General features: G+C 52.7%; 34 protein-coding genes and 1 tRNA gene. All 35 read left to right on the forward strand.

The window, feature by feature from the left end; genetic code table 11:
- The first annotated feature begins 8 nt into the window (after positions 1-8).
- Positions 9-440 carry a hypothetical protein gene (locus FDW96_RS23965; RefSeq protein WP_137366427.1) on the forward strand — a complete coding sequence of 144 codons (432 nt, stop codon included), beginning with the start codon at positions 9-11 and terminating at the stop codon, positions 438-440.
- A 180-nt stretch (positions 441-620) separates the two neighbouring features.
- Entirely contained in the window at positions 621-1,040 is a 420-nt protein-coding gene (locus tag FDW96_RS23975) for an ead/Ea22-like family protein (RefSeq protein WP_252362882.1), read from the forward strand.
- Between the two features lies 1 nt (position 1,041).
- The gene (locus FDW96_RS23980; RefSeq protein ID WP_101701385.1) at positions 1,042-1,230 is read left to right on the forward strand and encodes a hypothetical protein; all 189 of its coding nucleotides are present in this window, start codon (positions 1,042-1,044) and stop codon (positions 1,228-1,230) included.
- Between the two features lie 3 nt (positions 1,231-1,233).
- The gene (locus FDW96_RS23985) at positions 1,234-1,899 is read left to right on the forward strand and encodes a hypothetical protein (protein WP_137366429.1); all 666 of its coding nucleotides are present in this window, start codon (positions 1,234-1,236) and stop codon (positions 1,897-1,899) included.
- A 4-nt stretch (positions 1,900-1,903) separates the two neighbouring features.
- Entirely contained in the window at positions 1,904-2,155 is a 252-nt protein-coding gene (locus FDW96_RS23990; protein ID WP_137366430.1) for a hypothetical protein, read from the forward strand.
- Entirely contained in the window at positions 2,152-2,712 is a 561-nt protein-coding gene (locus tag FDW96_RS23995; protein ID WP_137366431.1) for a DUF551 domain-containing protein, read from the forward strand. Before FDW96_RS23990 ends, FDW96_RS23995 begins: the two co-directional genes overlap by 4 nt.
- 68 nt (positions 2,713-2,780) lie before the next feature.
- On the forward strand, positions 2,781-3,107 hold the full coding sequence (locus tag FDW96_RS24000) for a hypothetical protein (RefSeq protein WP_137366432.1): 327 nt from the start codon (positions 2,781-2,783) through the stop codon (positions 3,105-3,107).
- A 201-nt stretch (positions 3,108-3,308) separates the two neighbouring features.
- Positions 3,309-3,746, forward strand: coding sequence for a recombination protein NinB (locus FDW96_RS24005; protein WP_137366433.1), 438 nt, complete (start codon positions 3,309-3,311; stop codon positions 3,744-3,746).
- Positions 3,739-4,368: a recombination protein NinG gene (locus FDW96_RS24010; protein WP_137366434.1), complete on the forward strand. Its 630-nt coding sequence runs from the start codon at positions 3,739-3,741 to the stop codon at positions 4,366-4,368. The genes FDW96_RS24005 and FDW96_RS24010 overlap by 8 nt, the downstream gene beginning before the upstream one ends.
- Entirely contained in the window at positions 4,365-4,589 is a 225-nt protein-coding gene (locus FDW96_RS24015; RefSeq protein ID WP_137366435.1) for a protein ninY, read from the forward strand. Before FDW96_RS24010 ends, FDW96_RS24015 begins: the two co-directional genes overlap by 4 nt.
- Positions 4,586-4,780, forward strand: a complete 195-nt coding sequence (locus tag FDW96_RS24020) for a hypothetical protein (protein ID WP_137366436.1) — start codon at positions 4,586-4,588, stop codon at positions 4,778-4,780. The genes FDW96_RS24015 and FDW96_RS24020 overlap by 4 nt, the downstream gene beginning before the upstream one ends.
- Positions 4,777-5,466, forward strand: a complete 690-nt coding sequence (locus tag FDW96_RS24025) for a bacteriophage antitermination protein Q (protein WP_137366437.1) — start codon at positions 4,777-4,779, stop codon at positions 5,464-5,466. Before FDW96_RS24020 ends, FDW96_RS24025 begins: the two co-directional genes overlap by 4 nt.
- 100 nt (positions 5,467-5,566) lie before the next feature.
- Positions 5,567-5,638, forward strand: a tRNA-Ile gene (locus FDW96_RS24030).
- A gap of 353 nt (positions 5,639-5,991) precedes the next feature.
- Complete coding sequence (locus FDW96_RS24035) at positions 5,992-6,195, forward strand: phage holin family protein (RefSeq protein WP_137366438.1); 204 nt, start codon at positions 5,992-5,994, stop codon at positions 6,193-6,195.
- Complete coding sequence (locus FDW96_RS24040; protein WP_137366439.1) at positions 6,167-6,661, forward strand: lysozyme; 495 nt, start codon at positions 6,167-6,169, stop codon at positions 6,659-6,661. The genes FDW96_RS24035 and FDW96_RS24040 overlap by 29 nt, the downstream gene beginning before the upstream one ends.
- Positions 6,658-7,122, forward strand: coding sequence for a lysis protein (locus tag FDW96_RS24045; protein ID WP_137366440.1), 465 nt, complete (start codon positions 6,658-6,660; stop codon positions 7,120-7,122). Before FDW96_RS24040 ends, FDW96_RS24045 begins: the two co-directional genes overlap by 4 nt.
- Before the next feature lie 281 nt (positions 7,123-7,403).
- Positions 7,404-7,949: a KilA-N domain-containing protein gene (locus FDW96_RS24050; protein WP_137366441.1), complete on the forward strand. Its 546-nt coding sequence runs from the start codon at positions 7,404-7,406 to the stop codon at positions 7,947-7,949.
- A 200-nt stretch (positions 7,950-8,149) separates the two neighbouring features.
- Positions 8,150-8,356, forward strand: coding sequence for a hypothetical protein (locus FDW96_RS24055; RefSeq protein ID WP_025759832.1), 207 nt, complete (start codon positions 8,150-8,152; stop codon positions 8,354-8,356).
- Between the two features lie 3 nt (positions 8,357-8,359).
- On the forward strand, positions 8,360-8,998 hold the full coding sequence (locus FDW96_RS24060) for a putative metallopeptidase (protein WP_137366442.1): 639 nt from the start codon (positions 8,360-8,362) through the stop codon (positions 8,996-8,998).
- Positions 8,999-9,029: 31 nt separating this feature from the next.
- Complete coding sequence (locus tag FDW96_RS24065; protein ID WP_137366443.1) at positions 9,030-9,485, forward strand: DUF2280 domain-containing protein; 456 nt, start codon at positions 9,030-9,032, stop codon at positions 9,483-9,485.
- Positions 9,482-10,729: a PBSX family phage terminase large subunit gene (locus tag FDW96_RS24070; RefSeq protein WP_137366444.1), complete on the forward strand. Its 1,248-nt coding sequence runs from the start codon at positions 9,482-9,484 to the stop codon at positions 10,727-10,729. Before FDW96_RS24065 ends, FDW96_RS24070 begins: the two co-directional genes overlap by 4 nt.
- 62 nt (positions 10,730-10,791) lie before the next feature.
- Positions 10,792-10,965: a hypothetical protein gene (locus FDW96_RS25130; protein ID WP_017383021.1), complete on the forward strand. Its 174-nt coding sequence runs from the start codon at positions 10,792-10,794 to the stop codon at positions 10,963-10,965.
- Between the two features lie 55 nt (positions 10,966-11,020).
- Positions 11,021-12,370 carry an anti-CBASS protein Acb1 family protein gene (locus FDW96_RS24075; RefSeq protein WP_137366445.1) on the forward strand — a complete coding sequence of 450 codons (1,350 nt, stop codon included), beginning with the start codon at positions 11,021-11,023 and terminating at the stop codon, positions 12,368-12,370.
- Positions 12,330-13,256, forward strand: coding sequence for a phage minor head protein (locus FDW96_RS24080; RefSeq protein ID WP_137366446.1), 927 nt, complete (start codon positions 12,330-12,332; stop codon positions 13,254-13,256). The genes FDW96_RS24075 and FDW96_RS24080 overlap by 41 nt, the downstream gene beginning before the upstream one ends.
- Before the next feature lie 2 nt (positions 13,257-13,258).
- A complete protein-coding gene (locus FDW96_RS24085; protein WP_137366447.1) occupies positions 13,259-14,524 on the forward strand; it encodes a hypothetical protein in 1,266 nt (421 codons plus the stop codon).
- A gap of 12 nt (positions 14,525-14,536) precedes the next feature.
- The gene (locus FDW96_RS24090) at positions 14,537-14,986 is read left to right on the forward strand and encodes a hypothetical protein (RefSeq protein WP_137366448.1); all 450 of its coding nucleotides are present in this window, start codon (positions 14,537-14,539) and stop codon (positions 14,984-14,986) included.
- Between the two features lie 17 nt (positions 14,987-15,003).
- A complete protein-coding gene (locus FDW96_RS24095) occupies positions 15,004-16,080 on the forward strand; it encodes a major capsid protein (protein ID WP_137366449.1) in 1,077 nt (358 codons plus the stop codon).
- A gap of 9 nt (positions 16,081-16,089) precedes the next feature.
- Positions 16,090-16,383, forward strand: a complete 294-nt coding sequence (locus FDW96_RS24100; protein WP_137366450.1) for a hypothetical protein — start codon at positions 16,090-16,092, stop codon at positions 16,381-16,383.
- Between the two features lie 62 nt (positions 16,384-16,445).
- Entirely contained in the window at positions 16,446-16,850 is a 405-nt protein-coding gene (locus FDW96_RS24105) for a hypothetical protein (RefSeq protein ID WP_137366451.1), read from the forward strand.
- Position 16,851: 1 nt separating this feature from the next.
- Positions 16,852-17,130 (forward strand): hypothetical protein, encoded by a 279-nt coding sequence (locus tag FDW96_RS24110; protein WP_137366452.1) that lies wholly within the window; start codon positions 16,852-16,854, stop codon positions 17,128-17,130.
- Between the two features lie 318 nt (positions 17,131-17,448).
- Positions 17,449-17,799, forward strand: coding sequence for a hypothetical protein (locus tag FDW96_RS24120; RefSeq protein WP_137366454.1), 351 nt, complete (start codon positions 17,449-17,451; stop codon positions 17,797-17,799).
- 2 nt (positions 17,800-17,801) lie between these two features.
- Positions 17,802-18,242 (forward strand): HK97 gp10 family phage protein, encoded by a 441-nt coding sequence (locus FDW96_RS24125; protein WP_137366455.1) that lies wholly within the window; start codon positions 17,802-17,804, stop codon positions 18,240-18,242.
- The gene (locus FDW96_RS24130) at positions 18,239-18,622 is read left to right on the forward strand and encodes a hypothetical protein (RefSeq protein WP_137366456.1); all 384 of its coding nucleotides are present in this window, start codon (positions 18,239-18,241) and stop codon (positions 18,620-18,622) included. Before FDW96_RS24125 ends, FDW96_RS24130 begins: the two co-directional genes overlap by 4 nt.
- Positions 18,623-18,685: 63 nt before the next feature.
- A complete protein-coding gene (locus FDW96_RS24135) occupies positions 18,686-19,429 on the forward strand; it encodes a phage tail tube protein (RefSeq protein WP_109174253.1) in 744 nt (247 codons plus the stop codon).
- Between the two features lie 57 nt (positions 19,430-19,486).
- Positions 19,487-20,158: a DUF6246 family protein gene (locus FDW96_RS24140; protein WP_137366457.1), complete on the forward strand. Its 672-nt coding sequence runs from the start codon at positions 19,487-19,489 to the stop codon at positions 20,156-20,158.
- Positions 20,159-20,834: the final 676 nt, after the last annotated feature.

The following is a 20,834-nucleotide window of genomic DNA, read 5'->3' on the forward strand; positions in this document are numbered from 1 at the left end:
GCAGAAGTATGAGCAAAAACGAAGGATTGACCATGAACCAACTGGCAGAAATCAACGCGCAGCATGTGACCACCATTGCCGCGTTGGAAGACAAGTGCGCGGCGCTGGCTGCTGAATTATCACAGGCGAAATCAGTTGTTAGTGAGTGTCGGGAATATTTTATCGCTGGAATCATGAACCGAATGAGACCAACAAACGAAGGGTACCTGCACATGAGATGCGACACCATGGGGGATGAAACACCAAGCCACGACGCCTTCCTGGCTGAAGTGCGGGCGCAGGGTGTGGAGATGTTTGCGATCCAGCAGCGCCAGATTGCAACAGAGCAGGAGCAAGCCGGGGATTATGAGTTTTCTCGTCATTGCAGTATTTCAGCAGATGAAGCCTGTGAGTTTGCCGAAGAGTTGCGTGAAGGTAAATGTTGTGAGGTGCAATCGTGATTACCGGAACTGCGAATTATGACGATGTCCCTGAAGCTATGTGCGGCATCTGCGGTGGTTTTTACAAGGCAGATGAGCCTGATGATCATGAATGTGAGGGGCCTGAAATCGAATGTGACGTCTGCGGACACATAAGCACAGGCCATGAAGGACGGCACCATTGCTGCGAGGACAACAGCGATGACTAACAACCCAATGACAGCACTCAACAAACAGGCGCTGCGTGAAGTGGCTAATGCCGCAAACATAGCTTCATGGGGTAAGTGGGAATCGTATAAGCCGCACAAAGGCGCGAGAGGATATGAAGTAAGAGTTGGTGCAAAAGCGGTTGCTCAACACTGTCTTAAAGTTGACTCAGCATTCATTGCCGCCGCCAGCCCGTCTACCGTTATGGCGCTGATGGATGCGCTGGAAGCAGCAGAGAAATGCATAGCCGAATTGTCTGCAAGCCACAGCAAATTGCGCGACACAATGGCAACCATCCACAACACAATCCGAATGGATGGCGGCTATACGCCACTGGCAGCAATCCTTAACGCTGCTAAACGCGCACATGAAGAATCAGCAATCGCCGCTGGCATTGGCGTGAAGGGGGAATGAGATGGCTGACAAATCTCCTTTAGAGCGCTTGAAGTCTGCAAACAAAGATAATCAGAGAATGGTCATGGTGAGCGTCGGAACACTCAAAGCCGCACGCAGTGAAATTCTGGCCCATGTCGGCGTAAACGGGAAAGGCCTGATGACAGATATCGTTCTCAATCAAATTAACGCAGTTATCGGTAAGGACTAACCCATGACAACTAATAACCACCCGGCGCACGGCCCTGTATCACTCGAGCGCCTGCACCAGATACGCGAAATACTCAGCAAAGCAGCAGCACAAAGTGACGGCGGTAATCTCGGCTACGCAATGGCTGATGCTGTGAAGGTGATTAATGTGGCTATAGCGGCGAGAAGTGTAGAGACTATCTATCAGGTAATGTATGGAGAGTGTTGGCGAGACATAACCGAGGAGCAATACCACGACCATGCTATTCACGAATCACCGATTCGTATTGTCTACACCGCTCCGCCAGCGAAGTTAGATAATACGATTGACGAAACATTAATCGAGGCACTTAGGCTTGTACAATGCATGCTTGATGATTATCGGGAGAGAAACTATGGGCACGCTCAGGAATGGATTCGCCACATAAGCGCTAAAATGGACGATTACAGCGAACAGCATGGTGACGATGCATATTCTGTTATCAGCGCAGCCATGCTTCAGGCTGGCAACTCTCCGGTAACTCCGGATGGTTGGGTTATGGTGCCGAAGGATATGACGCCAGAAATGATGAGAGCCGTTCAGATTAAAAGTGAGCTTGGCGGGTATGCTGCTTCTGAACTATCTGGCGCATACGATATGTTTGCTGAGTTCTGGGGTGTGGCATGTAGTGCAGCGCGTAATGCAAGGTGATGCGATGGAAGAGGAAAAATATGTAATACGTGGTTTTGAAGATGACTACCACGAAAAGTACGGGGCAGTAATAACCGATTCCGGCGTTATTAAATTGAAGATATCGGTGCTGCGTGGTCTTGCTGACGTAGCTGCATATCAGTTGCGTAAAGATTCCTTGTTCGGTCGCGATGATTTAATAGGCGCAACATTGATTACCAAAAACGGTTACCCCACCGGGCTTATGTTGAACGGTGTGATTTGGAGAGAACGATGAGCAACGAACACGATTCAACTCCTGACGAAATTAGATTACTTCAGTCAGAGGTCACTATCTGGAAAAACCGCTGGGAAGGCATGCGGGTATTGTTCACAGAAGTTGCTGACGCTCTTGGTTGCGACGTTAAAAACAATGAAGCAATGATTAGCGAAATTCAACGTCTGCAGAAGGAAGCTAACGCGAACGAAGAATTGCGTGAGGCTGTAGAGGGATTTCTCCAGGTTCTTGATGAATATCCAGAACAACTTGTGCCGATAAACAGAAACGCATCTCTTATCCGCTTTATGCGTGAAGCCTTATCAGAGCAGCCGCCAAGTAAAGATGGCTGGGTTAAGTGCAGCGAACGCATGCCTGATGTAAATGGTTTGTATCTTTGCTGGGGGGAATATTATGAAGGTTCTGATCCTGGTTTTATTCCTGCGGAATTCTTTATACATCCAACTCATGGCTGGACTGAATGGAAACCAATTGAAGATGACTGTGTTCATTACCAGGTGATAATTACTCACTGGATGCCGCTGCCAGCAGCACCGCAGCAGGAGGTGGAAAAGTAATCCTCATTGACACCTACAAATTACGATTATACTGTATATGTGTACAGTATTTATTGTGAGGTGTTTATATGGGCTTCCCGTCTCCTGCTAATGACTACGTTGAATCATGCCTGACTGTTGATCGCTTATGCCACATGGATGCCAACTGTATAGTCATTGATACGTCATCCGGATATGCAGTGATTAACCGCGCTCTCAGGGTTAAGCAGGGAGCGCCAATCCTCATCAATCACTGTGGTCGTATTCAGTTCGCAAAGCTGATGGGTGAGGCGCTGATAACGTCAGAAGGTGAGGCGCTTGAAGGAGAGTCTCTGGATGATGTTGATGTGATCGGCGTGGTCACGTTCCTCATTAATTCTGCTCTTCAAGATGCCGCTGACTCATCACCGATATAAGTCACTAGCAACAGCAAGCAACGTTTGATTTCCCATAATCAACCAGCCATAATCATATCACCAGAGCCTGAACAACTCTGGTGACTTCTGCGCATTTAAGGGGACTTAAATGCGACCACAATCTGAACTCTTCACCTTGTCACAGTTGCAGAAATGCACCTGCGATTTTCTGCATTCGTCGTTACCTCTTGGAGGTAGCGTATGAAGCGGCAATATCTCCTCCGCAACACCAACATCCGCGCCAATGCCATCAATGCGATTAACCAGTTGCATCTCGATGAGAAACGCCCGGTCGTCATTGAGATAAAAGAGATGACGCGCTCTATCGGCCAGAACGCCAAACTTTGGGCTATTTTGGGCGACGTCAGCAGCCAGGTTGAATGGCATGGACGAAAGCTCTCATCCGAATCGTGGAAGCATATCTTCACCGCCGCGCTGATTAAGCAGGAGGTGGTGCCTAACCTGACCGGTGATGGATTCGTGGTGTTGGGTCAGTCAACCAGCAAGATGACAGTCGGCCAGATGCGCGACCTTATCGAACTGATCCACGCCTTTGGCGCAGAGCGTAATGTCCGTTGGGGAGATGAATCCCGCCTCGCTATGGAGTGGGCTTCCCGATTTGGAGGTTCCCATGCGTAAACCAACCCGCCGCAGCTGCAAAATCTGCAAGACCAAATTCACTGCTACCTACGACAACGTATGGTGGTGCTGTCCTGAGCATGGCTTCGAGTACAGCCAGTTGCTGTTGGCAAAGAAGAAACTGGCAGCCGATCGCAAACGTAAGCAGGAAGCGCAGCAGGAACGCCGCGAGCTGAAGGTGAGAAAAGCTGCGTTCAAGACTAAGTCACAGTGGGATAAAGAGGCTCAGTCTGCCTTTAACCGGTATATCCGGATCCGTGACGAAGGGAAGGAATGCGTCAGTTGCGGGAATCCCCTCATTGGTAAAAGCAACTATCTGACCGGCAGTGCTATCGATGCTAGTCACTACCGTTCCCGCGGTGCTGCATCACACCTCAAATTCAACGTGTTTAACGTCCACTCAGCCTGCACTCGATGCAACAGAGAATTAAGCGGCAATGCCGTTGAGTACCGTATTCGCCTGGTCGATCGCATTGGTCTGGTGCGTGTCGAGCGTCTTGAATCTGACAACGAGCCTCGCCGGTTCGATATCCCATACCTGCAGCGCATTAAATCCATTTTCACCCGTAAAGCCCGACAACTTGAGAAGCGTCGCGCCCGTCAACAGGAGCATGCAACATGAGCAATATACAATACCCAATGACCACCGCGGCTGTTTTTGATGATGTGGTTTACCCAATTAACCTCGACGGTCCTCATCAGATAGCGAATGAAGTTGAATCGGCACTCAGATGGTTCTGCCGCTGGCATAACGAAGAAATCGCAGTGGTGAGGGGAAATGTGCTGTTCAGTTGTTGGGGGCTTTACCTGACTCATGACCAGTTGATGGCGGAGGCAGCATGACCCGCACCGATATCGACAACTATCAGCGCTCGTCAGTAGAGCGTGCTACCAGGCTGACTCCTTACGCAAGAAGTGAAATAGCCCGTCTGGATGTTGAGACAGCAGAGCTTCAGAAACGCATCGATCGGAACAACGAATTACGCCGTGAAATCATCAACCGCGCAAACATGAACAAGGGGCAGCCAGCATGAACACTCAATACCTGCAGTTTGTACGCGAGCAGCTCATTGTAGCGACGGCTGACCTAAGCGGCGCGACGAAAGGCCAACTGATGGCATGGCTGGAGAATGCGCAATTCGATACCGGTACATTCAAGCGCAAGAAACTGCGGGTACTGGATGAAGTGACTGGGGAAATGATTACGCTGGACAACCCGCCAATACCAGGCAAGCAATCACGAGCCAAAGGCTCACACATCCCACTCGTTCAGCCAGTTGAGTATTCAACAGCATCATGGCGGCGCGCAGTGCTGTCACTCGATGAACATCAGAAAGCATGGCTTCTCTGGAACTATAGCGAGAATGCGCGATGGGAGAATCAGGTTTCTATCACTCAATGGGCGTGGTCAGAGTTTAAATCCTCCCTTGGCACAAAGAAGGTAGCAGGGAAGACGCTGGATAGGCTGAAGGCCCTTATCTGGTTAGCAGCTCAGGACGTGAAAGCAGAACTGGCAGGGCGAGAAACTTACGAATATCAGCAACTGGCAGAACTGGTTGGCGTCACACCAAAGAACTGGTCTGAGACATTTACCGATCGATGGCTGGAGATGAAACGCACATTCATGCGCCTTGATAGCAGCGCTTTATTGCAAGTAACGCGATCACGTTCACAACAAAAGACGACAAATTTACATACAAGTCTTGCAAAACTGGATTGAAAAGCATATATTTTATGTAAATCTGATATTGTGCCAATGTTGTATGCGCTGGCGGTATCGAAGAACTCATAGCCCGAGGTTAACGCCTTGGGCTTTTTATTTGCCTGTAGCTAAGCGGTAAAGCACCCAACTCATAATTGGATGATCGCTGGTTCGAATCCAGCCTGGCGAACTAAATACCTACCAGGACCATAAGAGCGAAAGCTCAACGCACCACCATCATCTTGCCAGCATCGCCGCTGGCTTTTTTAAAGCGCATTACCACCAAGAACCAGACCCAACCAACTCATTGCTGAATATCTGTGGCTACGGTGGTCTAGTGCGCTTCAAAAAAGAAAACCCAGCACATGGCTGGGCTTCGTGAAGATGGGCGGCAAGAGACTGCGCTAACAGCCTCCTGCCTGATTTGCTCATGCCTTTAGTCACGAACAAACCACGTTACTGAGAACGTATCCTGGATTTGTTCAATCGACCATCATCCCTATTCCTAATTTGAACAGATCCCCATCATCTTGGGGGTAGAGCATGTACCGTATGGACAAAATAAGAGAATGGTTCAGCTACGGATTCGGGGGGCTGACTGCAATGGGTGGCGTTCTCTCGCTTAATGACGTGGCCGTTATCATTGGTATTCTTTGTACTGTCGGCACATTCGGAATCAACTGGTACTACAAGCGCAAAGAGCGCGAGGACAGATTGAATGGGAATGTCACCGGCGCTCAGAAATAAAATCGCTGCCAGTATCGGTGGCGGGGCGATCGCAATTGCCACCGTGATGCTATCCGGAAAGGATGGGCTTGAAGGTCGTGAGTATGTGGCCTATCGAGATGTTGTTGGAGTGCTGACTGTCTGTGATGGACATACCGGATCCGACATCCTCACCGGCAAGCGATATACCGATAAAGAATGCGATGCACTAACCCGGAAAGATTTAACACGCATTGCCGCTCAGGTTGATCCGCACATCAAAGTGCAGACCACTGAAACGCAGCGAGCAGCAATCTACAGCTTTGCTTACAACGTCGGCGCTACCGCAACCATCAACTCCACTCTGCTGAAGAAACTCAACGCGAAAGATTACGCAGGAGCATGCTCTGAGCTAAAGCGCTGGGTATATGCAGGTGGCAAGAAGTGGAAAGGGCTGATGAACCGGCGCGATGTTGAATATGAGGTTTGCACCTGGAGTCAGAAATGAGCCGGTTAACCGCAATCATCATTGCCGTTGTCGTCTGCATCATCGTGTCGCTTGGCTTGGCTGTTAATCACTACCGCGACAACGCCACCGAATACAAGAAACAGCGCGATGAGAAAACTCAGGCGCTGAATCTGGCTAACGCCACCATCACCGACATGATAGCCAGGCAGCGAGATGTTGCTGCTCTGGATGCCAAATACACGAAGGAATTGGCCGATGCGAAAAAGACCATTAGCAATTTGCGTCGGGATGTCGATTCTGGTGCTATACGGCTGCGCGTCGCCGCAACCTGTTTGCGAGTGTCCAAAACCACCTCCGCCACCGGCGTGGATGATGCAGGAGCCCCCGAACTTACTCCAGACGCTAGACGGAATTATTTCGATCACCGGGACGGAATCGAAGTCACCAAAGAAATGATTAATGGGCTGCATGAATACATCAACACGCAGTGCCTTAAATAAGCAAAATTGAAAAATATTTCAGTTGGTCATGTCTATTTATAGCTATTCAATTCAACGAATATCTATTCATTGAGTGATTATATCTATCTGAATTTAAATGATTTAATCAAGCCTCGCGATTGCGGGGCTTTTTTATGCCCGCAGTAAACTGCGCATCGCAGCGCATGGCAATCCCGAGTCTTTCAGAAAGCTGAGCCTGAGAACTGCCGTATATGGTGGCGACCATCTCGGGGCGGCTTTTCTGTGCGAACAGGCTCATCTTTCTAAAAGGTAAAAACGCTATGAATCACCCAAGCATTGTTATCGAAAATGTTCACGTCAGAAGTAATGAGCACGGAACCTATAACTTGAACGATATGCACAGAGCCGCAATTGCCGGTGGACTTGCCAAGAAGTGGCAGGTGCCTAGTCAGTTTATCGGTGCTGATGGAGTACAGGCTTTTGTCGATGAGGTTTCCAAAGTGCTAAAAGACACTTTGGAGCAAAATCAGATACTTGATGTTATCCACGGCGGAGCTAATCGTGGAACGTGGGCGCATGAGTTGATCGCCTTAAAGTATGCTGCATGGCTTTCTGCGTCTTTCGAAGTGAAAGTTTATCAGACCTTCCGCGATGTCGTGATGGGCAAGCTTTCCCTCTTTGCTGAGGCCAACAAGCTTGAGTTGGAGTATCAGCATAAGACCAAGCGCGTCAGTACGGCCGCTCGAATTATGAATAGCTGGGGCGTTGGCGGTGAAAAACGCCGTATTGAATCTGAAAGGATTCATATGCAGGAGCAGATTCAGTTGGTCATCCCCGGTCTGCCAAAAAAAGACGAAGCAGCGTAACGGGCTCAAAATGGAGCTCGTCGACAAGAGAGCCACTTTCACAACGGCTCTCCATTACAAAGCTCATCTGCGGGTGGGCTTGATAATGATTTGTGTAACCCCGCAAGGATGGTGATCACATCTTGCTGACGGGTAAGCCGTAAGTGGCTAAGCACTTCTGAGAAGCAGGGCAACAGCTGCGACAAGACAAAGAGGTAATCATGTCCGACATCTACCAAATCACGCTAACCACCCAAACAGGCGAAACCTTCACGGGCAAGATGTCACGACGTCAGCCTGAGCTGGTTAACGGTTTTGTGCCGCTGGCGACGGAGACAGGCCAGTGGCTTTACTTCGCTCCGGCCGATGTAAAGCGCGTGGAGTTCACGCCGGTACCAGCAGAGCAGACCGAACAAGCAACGGAGTAACCCATGGCTAACGATGACGAGCGCAGGCCATACCCGCCAGTTAACTTCATCGAATCCGACAACTGGCAGCCATACACTAGGCTGATCCCAGCTAACGAAGTGCATGAGTGGATAAACCGGCAAATCATCAGCGATGCCGGAAGCATCCATAACCCTGACCACGAACACCTGTTAGAGGCTGACCTCTGCTTCATGTGGGCGTCCGATTCGTTCGCTAAGAAAGGGCGGTATGTCCTCGGCCAAGCCGAGCAGGTAATGCTCCGCTCCGGTGGTTGGCAGAAAGCCAGAATGGAACAGCAGATGCATGAATGGTTCGGGCGCATCCCGAAGTTCATCATCACGCTGGCAGCCGATTACTGCTCGCAGTGCAGTGACCTCGAGTTCTGCGCACTGGTAGAGCATGAGCTTTACCATATCGCCCAGGCCACCGATGATTTCGGCGCGCCTAAGTTCAACAAAGAGACCGGGCAGCCAGTGCTCACACTGCGCGGCCACGACGTCGAAGAATTCACTGGTGTCGTACGTCGATACGGTGCCAGCAAAGAAGTACAGGAGCTCGTTGATGCGGCCAATGCGCCAGCAGAAGTGGCTCACATCGATATAGCCAGATCATGCGGGACGTGCATGCTAAAGCTGGCGTAACGCTTTATTCAGATTGTCATGGAGGTAACCGATGGCAGCATTATCGACAGAGGTTAAAGCCTTCATCGTTCAATCGCTCGCCTGCTACGAGACCCCGGTTAAAGTCATTGAGCTTGTAAAGGCTGAATATGGCATCGATGTCTCACGCCAGCAGGTGTCGCAATATACGCCCGGCAACGCAATGGCGGCCAAGTTGAGCCAGAAGTGGATTGACCTGTTCAACACCACCCGTAAACGATTCCAGAATGAGATCGCCGACATCCCGATCGCAAATAAAGCGTACCGGTTGCGTGTCCTCGACCGAATGGCGACCAATGCTGAAAAGATGAAGAACTACGGCATGACCTCGCAGTTTATCGAGCAGGCCGCCAAAGAAATGGGCGATGCCTACACCAATCGCCAAAAAGTCGAGCACACAAGCCCTGATGGCAGCATGACGCCGCAGCCGACCATCATCCAGTTATTACCCGTTGAGCCGAAAGCATGAGTAACGCCGTTCAACTGCCGATCCCCGCAAAGCTTGCGCCACTGTTCACTGCCGTGAATAAGCGTTACCGATGCTCTCACGGTGGACGTGGCAGCGCGAAGACTCGCACATTTGCGCTAATGACTGCCGTAAAGGCGTATCAGTCGATGATGAACGGTGAAAGCGGGGTGGTGCTCTGCGCGCGTGAGTTCATGAACTCTCTGGAAGAGTCGAGTATGCAGGAGGTGAAACAGGCGATCCTGTCTGTACCGTGGCTGGCTTCCAACTTTGATATCGGCGAGAAGTACATCCGCACCATCGACAAGAGCGTTAACTACGTGTTCTGCGGTCTCCGGCATAACCTCGACAGCATCAAGTCGAAAGCGCGCATCCTGCTTTGCTGGGTAGATGAGGCTGAATCAGTCAGCGAAATAGCCTGGCAGAAGCTGAGCCCGACAGTTCGTGAAGAAGGCTCAGAAATTTGGGTGACGTGGAACCCGGAGCGCGACGGTAGCGCCACGGACAAGCGATTCCGCAAAGAGGCTGGTGACGACTGCATCACCGTTGAAATGAACTACACGGATAACCCGTGGTTCCCCGACGTGCTGGAAGGTGAGCGACAAAACGATCAGCGCCGTCTTGACCCGGCAACATACTCGTGGGTTTGGGAAGGTGCTTACCTCGAAAACTCTGATAAGCAGGTGTTGGCCGGTAAATACCGGATCGCTGAGTTCTCGGAAAACCTCTGGAAAGAAGCTGAGCGCCTGTTCTTCGGTGCCGACTTCGGTTTCGCCAAAGACCCTAACACGCTGGTGCGTTCGTTCATCCTGCATAACCGGCTGTACATCGAATATGAGGCATACGGTCAGCAGACAGAGCTCGACCACATGCCAGAGCTCTACGATACGATTCCAGGCGCGCGAGACTGGCCCATCAAGGCCGACTCCGCGCGCCCTGAGACAATCAGCTATCTCAAGCGGCAGGGCTTCAACATCTCAGCCGCTGAGAAATGGCAAGGAAGCGTTGAGGACGGGATCGCACACCTTCGCGGATTCGACGAAATCATTATCCATCCCCGCTGCAAGAACGTGGCGCGCGAGGCCCGCATGTGGTCGTACAAAACGGACCGCATCACCGGCGAGGTGTTGCCGAAGCTCGCCGATGGCTATGAACACTGCTGGGACGGCATTCGCTACAGCCTTGACGGGCACATTAAGCGCAAGGGCCAGATGGCAGGGATGATGATCCCCAAAAGGTTGCGTTAAAAATTAAAGATTCACCAAGAATTGACGTTATTTCTTAATGATGTACTTACATGGAGATAGTTATGCAGCATCATTTTAAAAACGTCATTTTCCAGCGTATCGCGAAGGGTTCAACGGTTGGCAATCAGGTAAAGCTAAACGATGTTCTTGCTAATGGGAAGACGGAATCAGCTCTGCTAGAGGCGCTTCAGAAGCAATTTAAGGGCGATACGATAAAGTTGAAAAGCTACCAATAAGTTCAGGCCACTTCGGTGGCCTTTTTCATGCCTTAACCCCACCAACGGACAAACAATGACTGACAAATTAACTCTCGCCGTCAACCATGCGTTGAACGATGCGCGGATGGCGCGCGCCCGTATGGGGCTGATGGCACCGACGATGGGGCTGGACAATAAGCGCCATTCCGCATGGTGTGAGTATGGCTTCCCTGAGCAGATTACCTACGAAAACCTTTATTCCCTGTATCGGCGCGGTGGCATAGCCCACGGAGCGGTAGAGAAGTTGGTGGGCAAGTGCTGGCAGACCAACCCGGAAATTATCGAAGGTGACGATAACGACGAGAGCGAAGACGAAACAGCATGGGAGAAAAAGTCCAAGCAGGTATTCAACAACCGGTTTTGGCGCTCATTCTCTGAGGCGGATCGCCGCCGTCTTGTCGGACGTTATGCAGGCATCCTTCTGCACGTACGCGACGAAAAAGACTGGAACCTTCCGGTTACAAAGGGGCGAGGACTTCAGAAATTATCTGTGGCATGGGCTGGATCGCTCACGGTGAGCGAGTGGGATACCGGCCTGAACTCGAAGACGTACGGACAACCGAAGATGTGGCAGTACGCCGAACGCTTGCCGAATGGTTCAAGTCGCCGCGTCAATATCCACCCCGATCGCGTTTTCATCCTTGGTGATTACTCTGACGATGCTATTGGCTTTCTTGAGCCAGCATATAACGCCTTTGTGAGTCTGGAGAAAGTAGAGGGCGGGTCTGGGGAGTCATTCCTGAAGAACGCCGCTCGCCAGCTTAATGTCAACTTTGAGAAGGAAATCGACTTCAACAATCTCGCGTCTCTTTATGGCGTGAGCATTGACGAGTTGCAGGATAAGTTTAACGAAGTTGCCGGGGAAATGAACCGTGGTAACGATGTTCTGATGACAACCCAAGGGGCCACAGTCACGCCACTGGTCACTGCTGTAGCGGATCCGTCAGCGACCTATAACGTAAACCTGCAAACAGCCGCCGCAGGAGTTGATATCCCGACGCGCATTCTGGTTGGTAATCAGCAGGCCGAGCGCTCCAGCACCGAAGACCAGAAATACTTTAATGCTCGTTGTCAGTCGCGACGCGTAGACCTCTCTTTCGAAATAGAGGACTTCTGCGACAAGCTTATCGATCTGCAAATCGTAGACTCAGTCAGCCAGAAGGCTGTTATCTGGGATGACCTTAACGAACAGACCAGTACTGAGAAACTCACCAACGCTAAGACCATGGGAGAGATTAACCAGACCATGCAGGGCAGCGGTGACGAACCAGCATTCAGCCGTGAAGAGATTCGTACAGCTGCTGGTTATGATAATGACGACGAAGAGCCGTTAGGAGAAGAGGATGGCAACGAAGAAGACGAAGCCACCGATTCTACCGCGTAACTATCAGGATCCGACCGGAGCCGATTCGCTGGAACGCCGGGCAATGAAAGACTTCGCCAGGCGGATGAATAAAATTGGCAAAGCGTACAAATCAGCACTCGACAAAATACCTTCCTCCCTCGCAGTAAACGCCAGATACGAATACCAGCTAAACCCAACGTTGCTATCCATCATCCTGAACGATGCCAGTTACCTGGTTGATCAGGTGCTGCTTGAAGGTGGCGATTACGACCTGTGGTTTTATGAGTACATCGATCTGGCTTCGGAGAAAGGGACCGGGCAGTCGTTCTACAACCTCAGCCAGCAGTCGCCGGTTTACGCCGCTGGTCGTGAGTCGTTAGCATCCATCCTCGCAAGCGACCCGTATCAGCAACGCATGGCGTTGGTGCATGCCCGTGTGTTTGAGGAAATGAAGGGGCTTACTGCTGATGTTAAGCGCGATATGGCGCGCGTGCTTACTGATGGAGTAGGGCGAGGGCTTAACCCGCTGGATATTGCCCGAAACCTGACAGACCAGACCGGTATTGAGAAACGCAGGGCGAACAGAATAGCGCGCACTGAAGTGACTACCGCGCTGCGCCGGGCTAAGTGGGATGAAGACCAGGAGGCTAATGACCTTTACGGCCTTAAAACCCTTCTGGTTCATATCTCGGCACTGTCACCGACAACCCGACATACCCACGCAGTGCGCCACGCCAATCTCTACACCAATGAAGAGGTTCGTGACTGGTACAGCAAGGATGGGAACTCCATCAACTGCAAATGCAGCCAGCAGTCGGTGCTGGTGGATGCGGACGGTAAGCCGGAATACCCGGACACCATCACGAAACTCAAACAGGAATATAAATCGATGCAGGCGCGTGGTTACGCCTGGGCGGAGAAATAACTATGCCTATGCAGGTCAACATCACCACGAAGGTGAACAGCCAGTCTATCCGGCGCGAAACATACAACGGTCGCGAGCATCTGGTGCTGCCGAGTTACACACTTCCGGCGAACGTCGTCATGAATGGCGGGCTGTACACGCAAGAGCAAATCGACGCCCACTATAAGGGGCTGGAGGGCACCCTGGCACCGCTTGGGCATCCTCAGGTTAACGGTCAGTTCGTATCTGCTTTCTCCCCAGAGGGGATTAACGCAGGCCATATCGGCGCATGGAACCGCAACGTTAAGAAGTCCGGTAATCGCATATACCTCGAAAAGTGGGTTGATGTGGCCCGTGCAAGCGAGTCGGAAGGTGGCAGAGAGCTACTTGATCGCGTTGCTGCCATTGAGCGCGGCGAAGACGTTCCGCCGATTCATACCAGTGTTGCCGCATTCCTCGACCAGCTTGAACCGAACGATCAGCAGCGCGCAACGGGTGCTGAGTGGGTAGCTGATATCCACGGCATGGACCATGACGCGATCCTGCTGCACGAAGTTGGAGCGGCTACTCCGGAGCAAGGTGTTGGCCTGATGGTTAACGCCGATCTGGCTCAGCCTCTTAAGGCGAACTCTGGCGCGCTGGTGGGTGAATCCTACCGGGAGCGAGAGCAGCGTCTCGATCGGGCGGCCAAAGCGAAGTTTGCGGCGGGCGCGGATGAATACGCCTGGGTTGCTGACTTCACTGACTCGCAGGTGGTTATCGTGCGAAATGGCGGTGATGCTCAGGTTTACGGTTATTCCGCCGATGGCGAAAAGATCACTATCGACGATACCGGAACCGCAGTGACGCGTCAGGAATCGTGGGTGGCCGTCGTGGCCAACAAATTCAAAGCTCTATTCACACCGCAGGAACAGCCTGCACCAAACCACAAAACGGAGGGCGACATGCCTTTAACCAAAGAAGAACTGGAACAAATCGGCAGCATGATCGGCCAGGCTGTTGCGACCAATACTGAAGCGGCTATCAAGCCTCTCGCGGAAAAGGTTGATGCGCTGCAGGCCAATCAGAATCAACTCGCGGAAACCCTGACCGCCAATTCGCGTGCTGAAGAGAAAGCCAAGCGTGAGGCGGTAGCTAAGGTGCATGGCGATATCGTCGCGAATGCGCTTTCAGGAGAGCCCCTGGACGCGATGTTTAAGTCACTGGGCGAAGCTGCTCCGCTGGGCACCAACAATGCACAGCAGCACAAAGAAACCGGCGCGCCTTCTGCTGCCGAATACTTCAAATAAGGAGCCGGAATAATGCCTCGTTATCGTCGCGTTAATATCGACGGTCAGTCTCTGTACAAGACCGAAACCCGAACCACGGCTGCAGCGCTGCTTCCGGGAACCGCCGCAACCATCAACTCATCCGATAAATTCGCCCAGGCCACTGCGCTAACCGGCCGCCTGTACATCATCGATGTTGGTTATCACCAGGGATTAACCATCACCGAATCAATCCCTGCCGGTGATTCTGCTGTCGGTAACTACGTCGAGGAAGGGCGTGAGTTGGCGCTGCTGTGTGCGCCTGGCGCTTATAAGAAAGACAGCCCGATCAAGCTGGGAACGTCTGGTCAGTTCACCCTTGCTACCTCAGACACTGATTCAGTGATCGGCTACAGCCAGGATGAATACACCATCGCAGCCAGCACTACCGACTTCATTCGCGTGCGCATGCGCGTTGGCACTGTCGCCGCAGCTGGCGCGTAACAAAAGGACAAACACATATGTACTTCTCTAAAGAGACGCTGGCGACTAACTCCCGCCTCAGCGGGCACTGGAGCGAACTGTGGGCAAACCGCAACATGTGGAACCTCCAGAACGATTCCATCATTGCAGCTAACCGCGCAATCATGACGCCTGATATGCTGGCCTGTAACGCCGTTGGCGGTTTCTCCCGTGACTTCTGGGCTGAGATTGACAACCAGGTGCTGCAGTTGCGCGATCAGGAAGTCGGCATGGAAATCGTGAACGACCTGATCGGCGTTCAGACGGTGCTGCCGGTCGGTAAAACCGCCAAGTTGTATAACGTAGTTGGCGACATTGCTGATGACGTGTCGGTAAGCATCGATGGGCAGGCGCCGTTCTCATTCGACCACACTGACTACGCGAGCGATGGCGACCCGATTCCGGTGTTCACTGCTGGTTACGGTGTAAACTGGCGTCATGCTGCTGGCCTGAACTCTGTTGGCATTGACCTGGTGCTGGACTCCCAGATGGCGAAGATGCGCAAGTTCAACCAGAAACGCGTCAACTACTACCTGAACGGCGATTCAAAAATTCAGGTTCAGTCCTACCCGGCGCAGGGCATCAAGAACCACCGCAACACCAAGAAGATTAACCTCGGGTCTGGTGCTGGTGGTGCGAACATCGACCTGACCACCGCTGACATGACCGCGATCTTTGCATTCTTCGGTAAAGGCGCATTCGGCACCACCGCGCGCACTAACAAAGTCGCCTCATACGATGTGATGTGGGTTTCTCCAGAAATCTGGGCAAACCTGGCGCAGCCGTACGTGGTTAACGGCGTTGTAAGCGGCACTGTGTTGCAGGCTGTCCTGCCGTTCGCGCCGGTGAAAGAAATCCGCATGAGCTTCGCGCTGACCGGTAACGAGTTTATCGCGTACGTTCGTCGCCGTGACGTGATCTCTCCACTAGTGGGTATGGCTGTAGGCGTTGTTCCGCTGCCGCGTCCACTGCCTAACGTTAACTACAACTTCCAGATTATGTCTGCTGAAGGTCTGCAAATCACCGCAGACGATCAGGGCCTGTCTGGAGTTGTCTACGGCGCTAACCTTGCGTAAGGGAACAACATGGCTAAATACGAAGTTGTGCGCCCGTGGTTCGGCGTAAAGGTTGGCGACGTGGTGGAGTTGAAAGAGCTTCACCCTGCGCTGAATTCTAACGTCCGTCTCATGAATGGTGAGGCAGGCGGAGAACTTACCCCGTCTACGCCTGATGCCGGTACCGGTGAGAAATCTCGCAAAGAGATTATTCAGGGCCGCCTTACTGAGCTGGGTATTGAGTTTAAAGGCAACCTGGGTGCTGAAAAGCTCAGTGAGTTGTTGCCTGATGGCGAACTCGAAAAGCTTTTCCCTGCTGAATAACAGCCGCCGCTAAGGCGGTTTTTTTATGCCCCGCTCCGGCGGGGTATTTCACGGAGTCGATAATGGTAACTCTCGAACAGGCGAAGGAGTATCTGGAGAGCCAGGGAATTACCATTCCCGATTTTGTTCTTCAGGCTCTCGTAGACCAGGCTAACAGCATTCAGGAGTGTCTCGATGCGCATTATCCTGCATCGACCGCGCTGCTGATTCAGCTCTATCTGCTGGCGCTTATGGGTCTCGGGCAGGGGGATAAATATATCTCCAGCCAGACGGCTCCAAGCGGAGCGTCTCGCTCGTTCCGGTATCAGTCGTTCACGGACCGCTGGAAAGCGTCAGTGAATCTGTTGCGTGGGCTGGATAAGTACGGCTGCGCCACTTCCCTAATTCCTTCTGACCCTACCGCCGCCCCGGCATTCGCTGGTATCTGGATCGGGAAGGGCGGCTGCATGTGTAATGGGAGTAAATAACATGTTGGAAGCAAGACAAATTGCCGAGCTGCTGAACCAGTTATTCGCTACTGACCGTGTGGCTACTGCTGACCTGATCAATCACCGGGTGGTATGCAACGACGCGTTCCTCGGTAGCGATATTCCATTCGTTTGCTCTCAGTCTCGAGATGGAGTTATCACCATGGGGCTGGTCGGGTTCGTGAATGCCATGGCTAAGCCCGGAACAGGCTACGCAGCAGCCATGTATGACGATGACGGACAGCTTACCGGTTTCACAGTGGTTGGTGCAGAGTCATGACGTACAAATCTGTTAAGCACTGGCTGCCGCGCTCGTTCACCCGCGTATGGGTGATGACCGACACCGGGCGGGAGACTACCGGCTACGTTAAATCAGATGGCGAGTGGTTCATTAACTGCCCGCGCATCCGGGCTACTGGTGCGAAGGTGCTGAGGTGGAAGGAATGAAACTAGGTGGATTACTGAAAAACAGCAGGATTTATCGTGTTGGCGAGGGCGTCATGAGCTCGTTCATACCACCAACTACCATTAACCGCAGTGAGCGGCTTAAAGGCCATGGTGGACACGTGACGGTTGTTCTGCGCCGGAAGGAGGGCTGATGTCATCGGTAGCTAACTGGTCATACACTGCCACGGCGACCATCTGGCGCAAACTGGAAGGCAATGACGAATACGGCGATTCGCTGGGCTATGCCGAGCCTGAGCAAATCCTCTGTGATTACGAGGGCGGGCTCAGCAAGAAGTTAGCCAGTCTGGGCTCCGAAATCGTCGTGAAGAACACCGTCTGGAGCGAGTTCGCGCTGGCGGCCGCGGGTGATTACCTGCTGATTGGCGTATCGACCGAAGCGGACCCTGTTGTGGCCGGTGCCGACGAGGTGCGGCAGGTTATCCGCTACGCCGACACGTTCGAGCGGCTGGCGGATGATTACGCCATCCTTACGGGAGTGTAGCCATGGGCATCAAAGTGAAAGGCATCAGCCAGGCGAAGAAGCACCTGAACGATGTCATCAACGACGTCAAGGGGCGCAAAGTCATTCGCGCGTTGCAGTCGGCGATGATTCTCATCGGTGACAGGGCGGCCTATTACACCCCGATCGACACCTCTACGCTGATTAACAGCCAGTTCCGAGAAATCGACGCTGGCGGGGTTCTCATCACCGGGCGCATCGGTTACTCAGCCAACTATGCCGCATACGTGCACGAAGCCTCAGGCAAGCTGAAAGGCCAGCCGCGCGCTCATTTCGGCACGACCCGTTCCGGGCAGCAGTTCGGCGGCGGTACCGAAAAGGGCAACTACTGGGATCCGCATGGTGAGCCGCAATTTCTGACCAAAGGCGCAAATGACGAGCGCGATAACGTTGATGCGGTGATGCGCAAGGAGCTTTCGCTATGACACCCATGATGCACGAGCGGGTGCGCAACATGTTCGGCGACGCCGGGCTAACTACCGGTTTCACGGTGCAGCAGTTGATGTATGACGACCCGGGAGACCTTTCGAAGGCGATCATGGTGTTCAGGCCTAACGGAGGCTCGAATATCCGCACGGACCTCGGCTCTGAGTATCACGTCCTGGTCGACGTTGTCGGCGCGAAAGATAAGCGCAAAGACGCGCTCAACGCTGTGCAGCGCATCGTCGATTACGTTCAGGCAAACCCCATGGTTGACGAGTGCGTCGGCTACATCCAGAACATGGGCGCAATTCCCGCGCCGGTGCTCACAGAAGAAGGGCGAATAGTCTTCCGATTGCAATTTGCCTGCACGTTTGGCGACTAGCCATTCCCAACCAAATAACCCGCTTCGGCGGGTTTTCTTTTATACGTCAAAGAGGAGTTTCACATGGCTAATTGCCAGAACTCGAACGAGCGCCTGTTCGGCGGTGCGGTCGTGCTGGAAGTCGCCGATGGCTGCCCGGACGTCAAGCCACTTGAATCTGAGTGGAAGGCGCTGGCTGCTGGTACGTCGAAAGGCTTCGACTTCAACCCGAACTCGGTTACCTCTGATGCGGATGACGGCGGCGGCTATGTCGAGACCATCATCACCAACAGTGATCTTACTTTCAGTTTTGAAGGTGAAGTACGCAAGAAGGACAAGCTGGATCAGTACGGCGTCGGAAAATTCATTAAGTACTTTGCTGACGAGCTTGCTGCCAAGCGTCAAACGGGTATCTGGGTGCGAATGGAATATGGCCCGGTTGAATTCATCGGCTACATGAACATCACGGCGCTGAGCTCAGACGGCGGTACCAACGACATCGTCACTTTCTCGACTGAGTTCAAAGTCGGCGACGCGAGCACCATCGAAGTGAACGAAATCACCGCGGTCGCTGTGACTGGCGTGACGGTAACCCCGACTACCAGCACCGGAACTGCGGGTGGTACCAGCACCTTCACGGTGAATATCGCACCAACCGGCGCAACCAACAAAGACTTCACTGTAGCGACTACCGATGCGACCAAAGCAACGGCCACCGCCTCTGGCAACACCGTTACCGTGACGCGTGTCGCCACCGGCAGCGCGCAGATCATCATCAACACCGAAGACGGCAACTTTGTGGCCGTACATACGGTTACCGTTACCTAACGGACATTCCAAAGGGCGGCGTGCTGCCCTTGATAATGACCGTTTACTGGAATGCCTATGACCGCTTTAACCGATATTGGCGAAATCTCCATCAGCGACAGCCGTGATGGCGGGAAAGATTACCTGCTGCGTCCTTCATTCGAGGCTATGACGAGGATCGGCACTCCTGAAGAGATTGTGCAGGCGTACGCCACCATACACGGCAATGATGTCGCTCAGCTCATTGAGGTGTGCGCAGGCACGCTGGGGCGTTTTCCTGAATGGCTGTCACCATCATTCAACCGAGCTGCTGAAAAGCTTTTATCAACGTGTATGCATGTTTTACAGGCGTGCTGTGAGAGCGATCTGACGCCAATGATCGGCGAGTGGAAAGGGTGGCGGCACTGCGTCGTCTACCGCCCGGGCCAGATGCCGAAGAACGACATCATCGTACTGGCTCAGCATCTCATGCAGCACGGTGTCGTCGGAAAGGCAAAGGTTCGCCAGCTGCAGCGCCATGAGACTGGTGAGCGCACTACAGAGTTTAAGGCCTTCGACTACATCAGTGCGGCACGTAGCCACTTTGGCATGAACCGCGCCGAAGCCTCGCAGTTAACGATGACCGAATTTCAGATGCTGCTGGCGGCGAAATATCCCGATCAAAAAGGTTTCACACGCGATGAGTACGACAGCATCGCCGACGAATACCTGGCTAAACAGGCTGCGCGCAGGGCAAAAGCAAAGCAATAACCGGAGAATGACATGGCAGGTGAGAAAGACGCCGGTAGCATCGTCTATACAGTAAGCGCTGATATAGCCCCATTACTTCAGGCTGGCCGACAAGCCATTGAGTCACTTGACGGAATGGGTGATGGCGCAGGTAAAGCCGCCGATAACTTTTCCGGGCTTGAAAAATCTGCTGATAAATCTGGCAAGTCGATTGCAAGGGCTGCGGATGATGCGAGCAATGCAGCCAAAATCATGGAGCGGCTTGGTAATGAAATAGCAGTTCTTGAAGAGGCAAATAAAAATGGTGCCCGCAGCGCTGCAGCCCTCGCAGCTCAAATTGCAGCGTCAGGTGATGCGTCAGAGGCGCAGAGCAGGGAGATTGGTAACCTTGCGGTAAAACTTTTTGACGTAAAGCAGGCCGCTATCGATGCTGCAAAAGCAAATAGCGATAGTGCCGCTGCTTTCAGAGCATCAGAATCGGCGATCTCATCCCTTGAAGGTGAGTTGTCCGTCCTGAATGCTGAGATGATTGAGGGATCTCGCAGCGCCGCTATTCTGTCCGCCCAAATGAAAGCGGGGAATGGGGCAACTGACGAGCAAAAGGCGCGTATTTCTCAGCTTGCCGGCCAGCTCTATGACCTTAAATCAGCTCAAAATGCGTCAGCAAAAGCATCGTCTGAAGCAGCCAAACAGGCGG

The sequence above is a fragment of the Citrobacter sp. TBCS-15 genome, from assembly GCF_005280815.1.
In the GTDB taxonomy this organism is placed as follows: Bacteria; Pseudomonadota; Gammaproteobacteria; order Enterobacterales; family Enterobacteriaceae; genus Citrobacter; species Citrobacter werkmanii.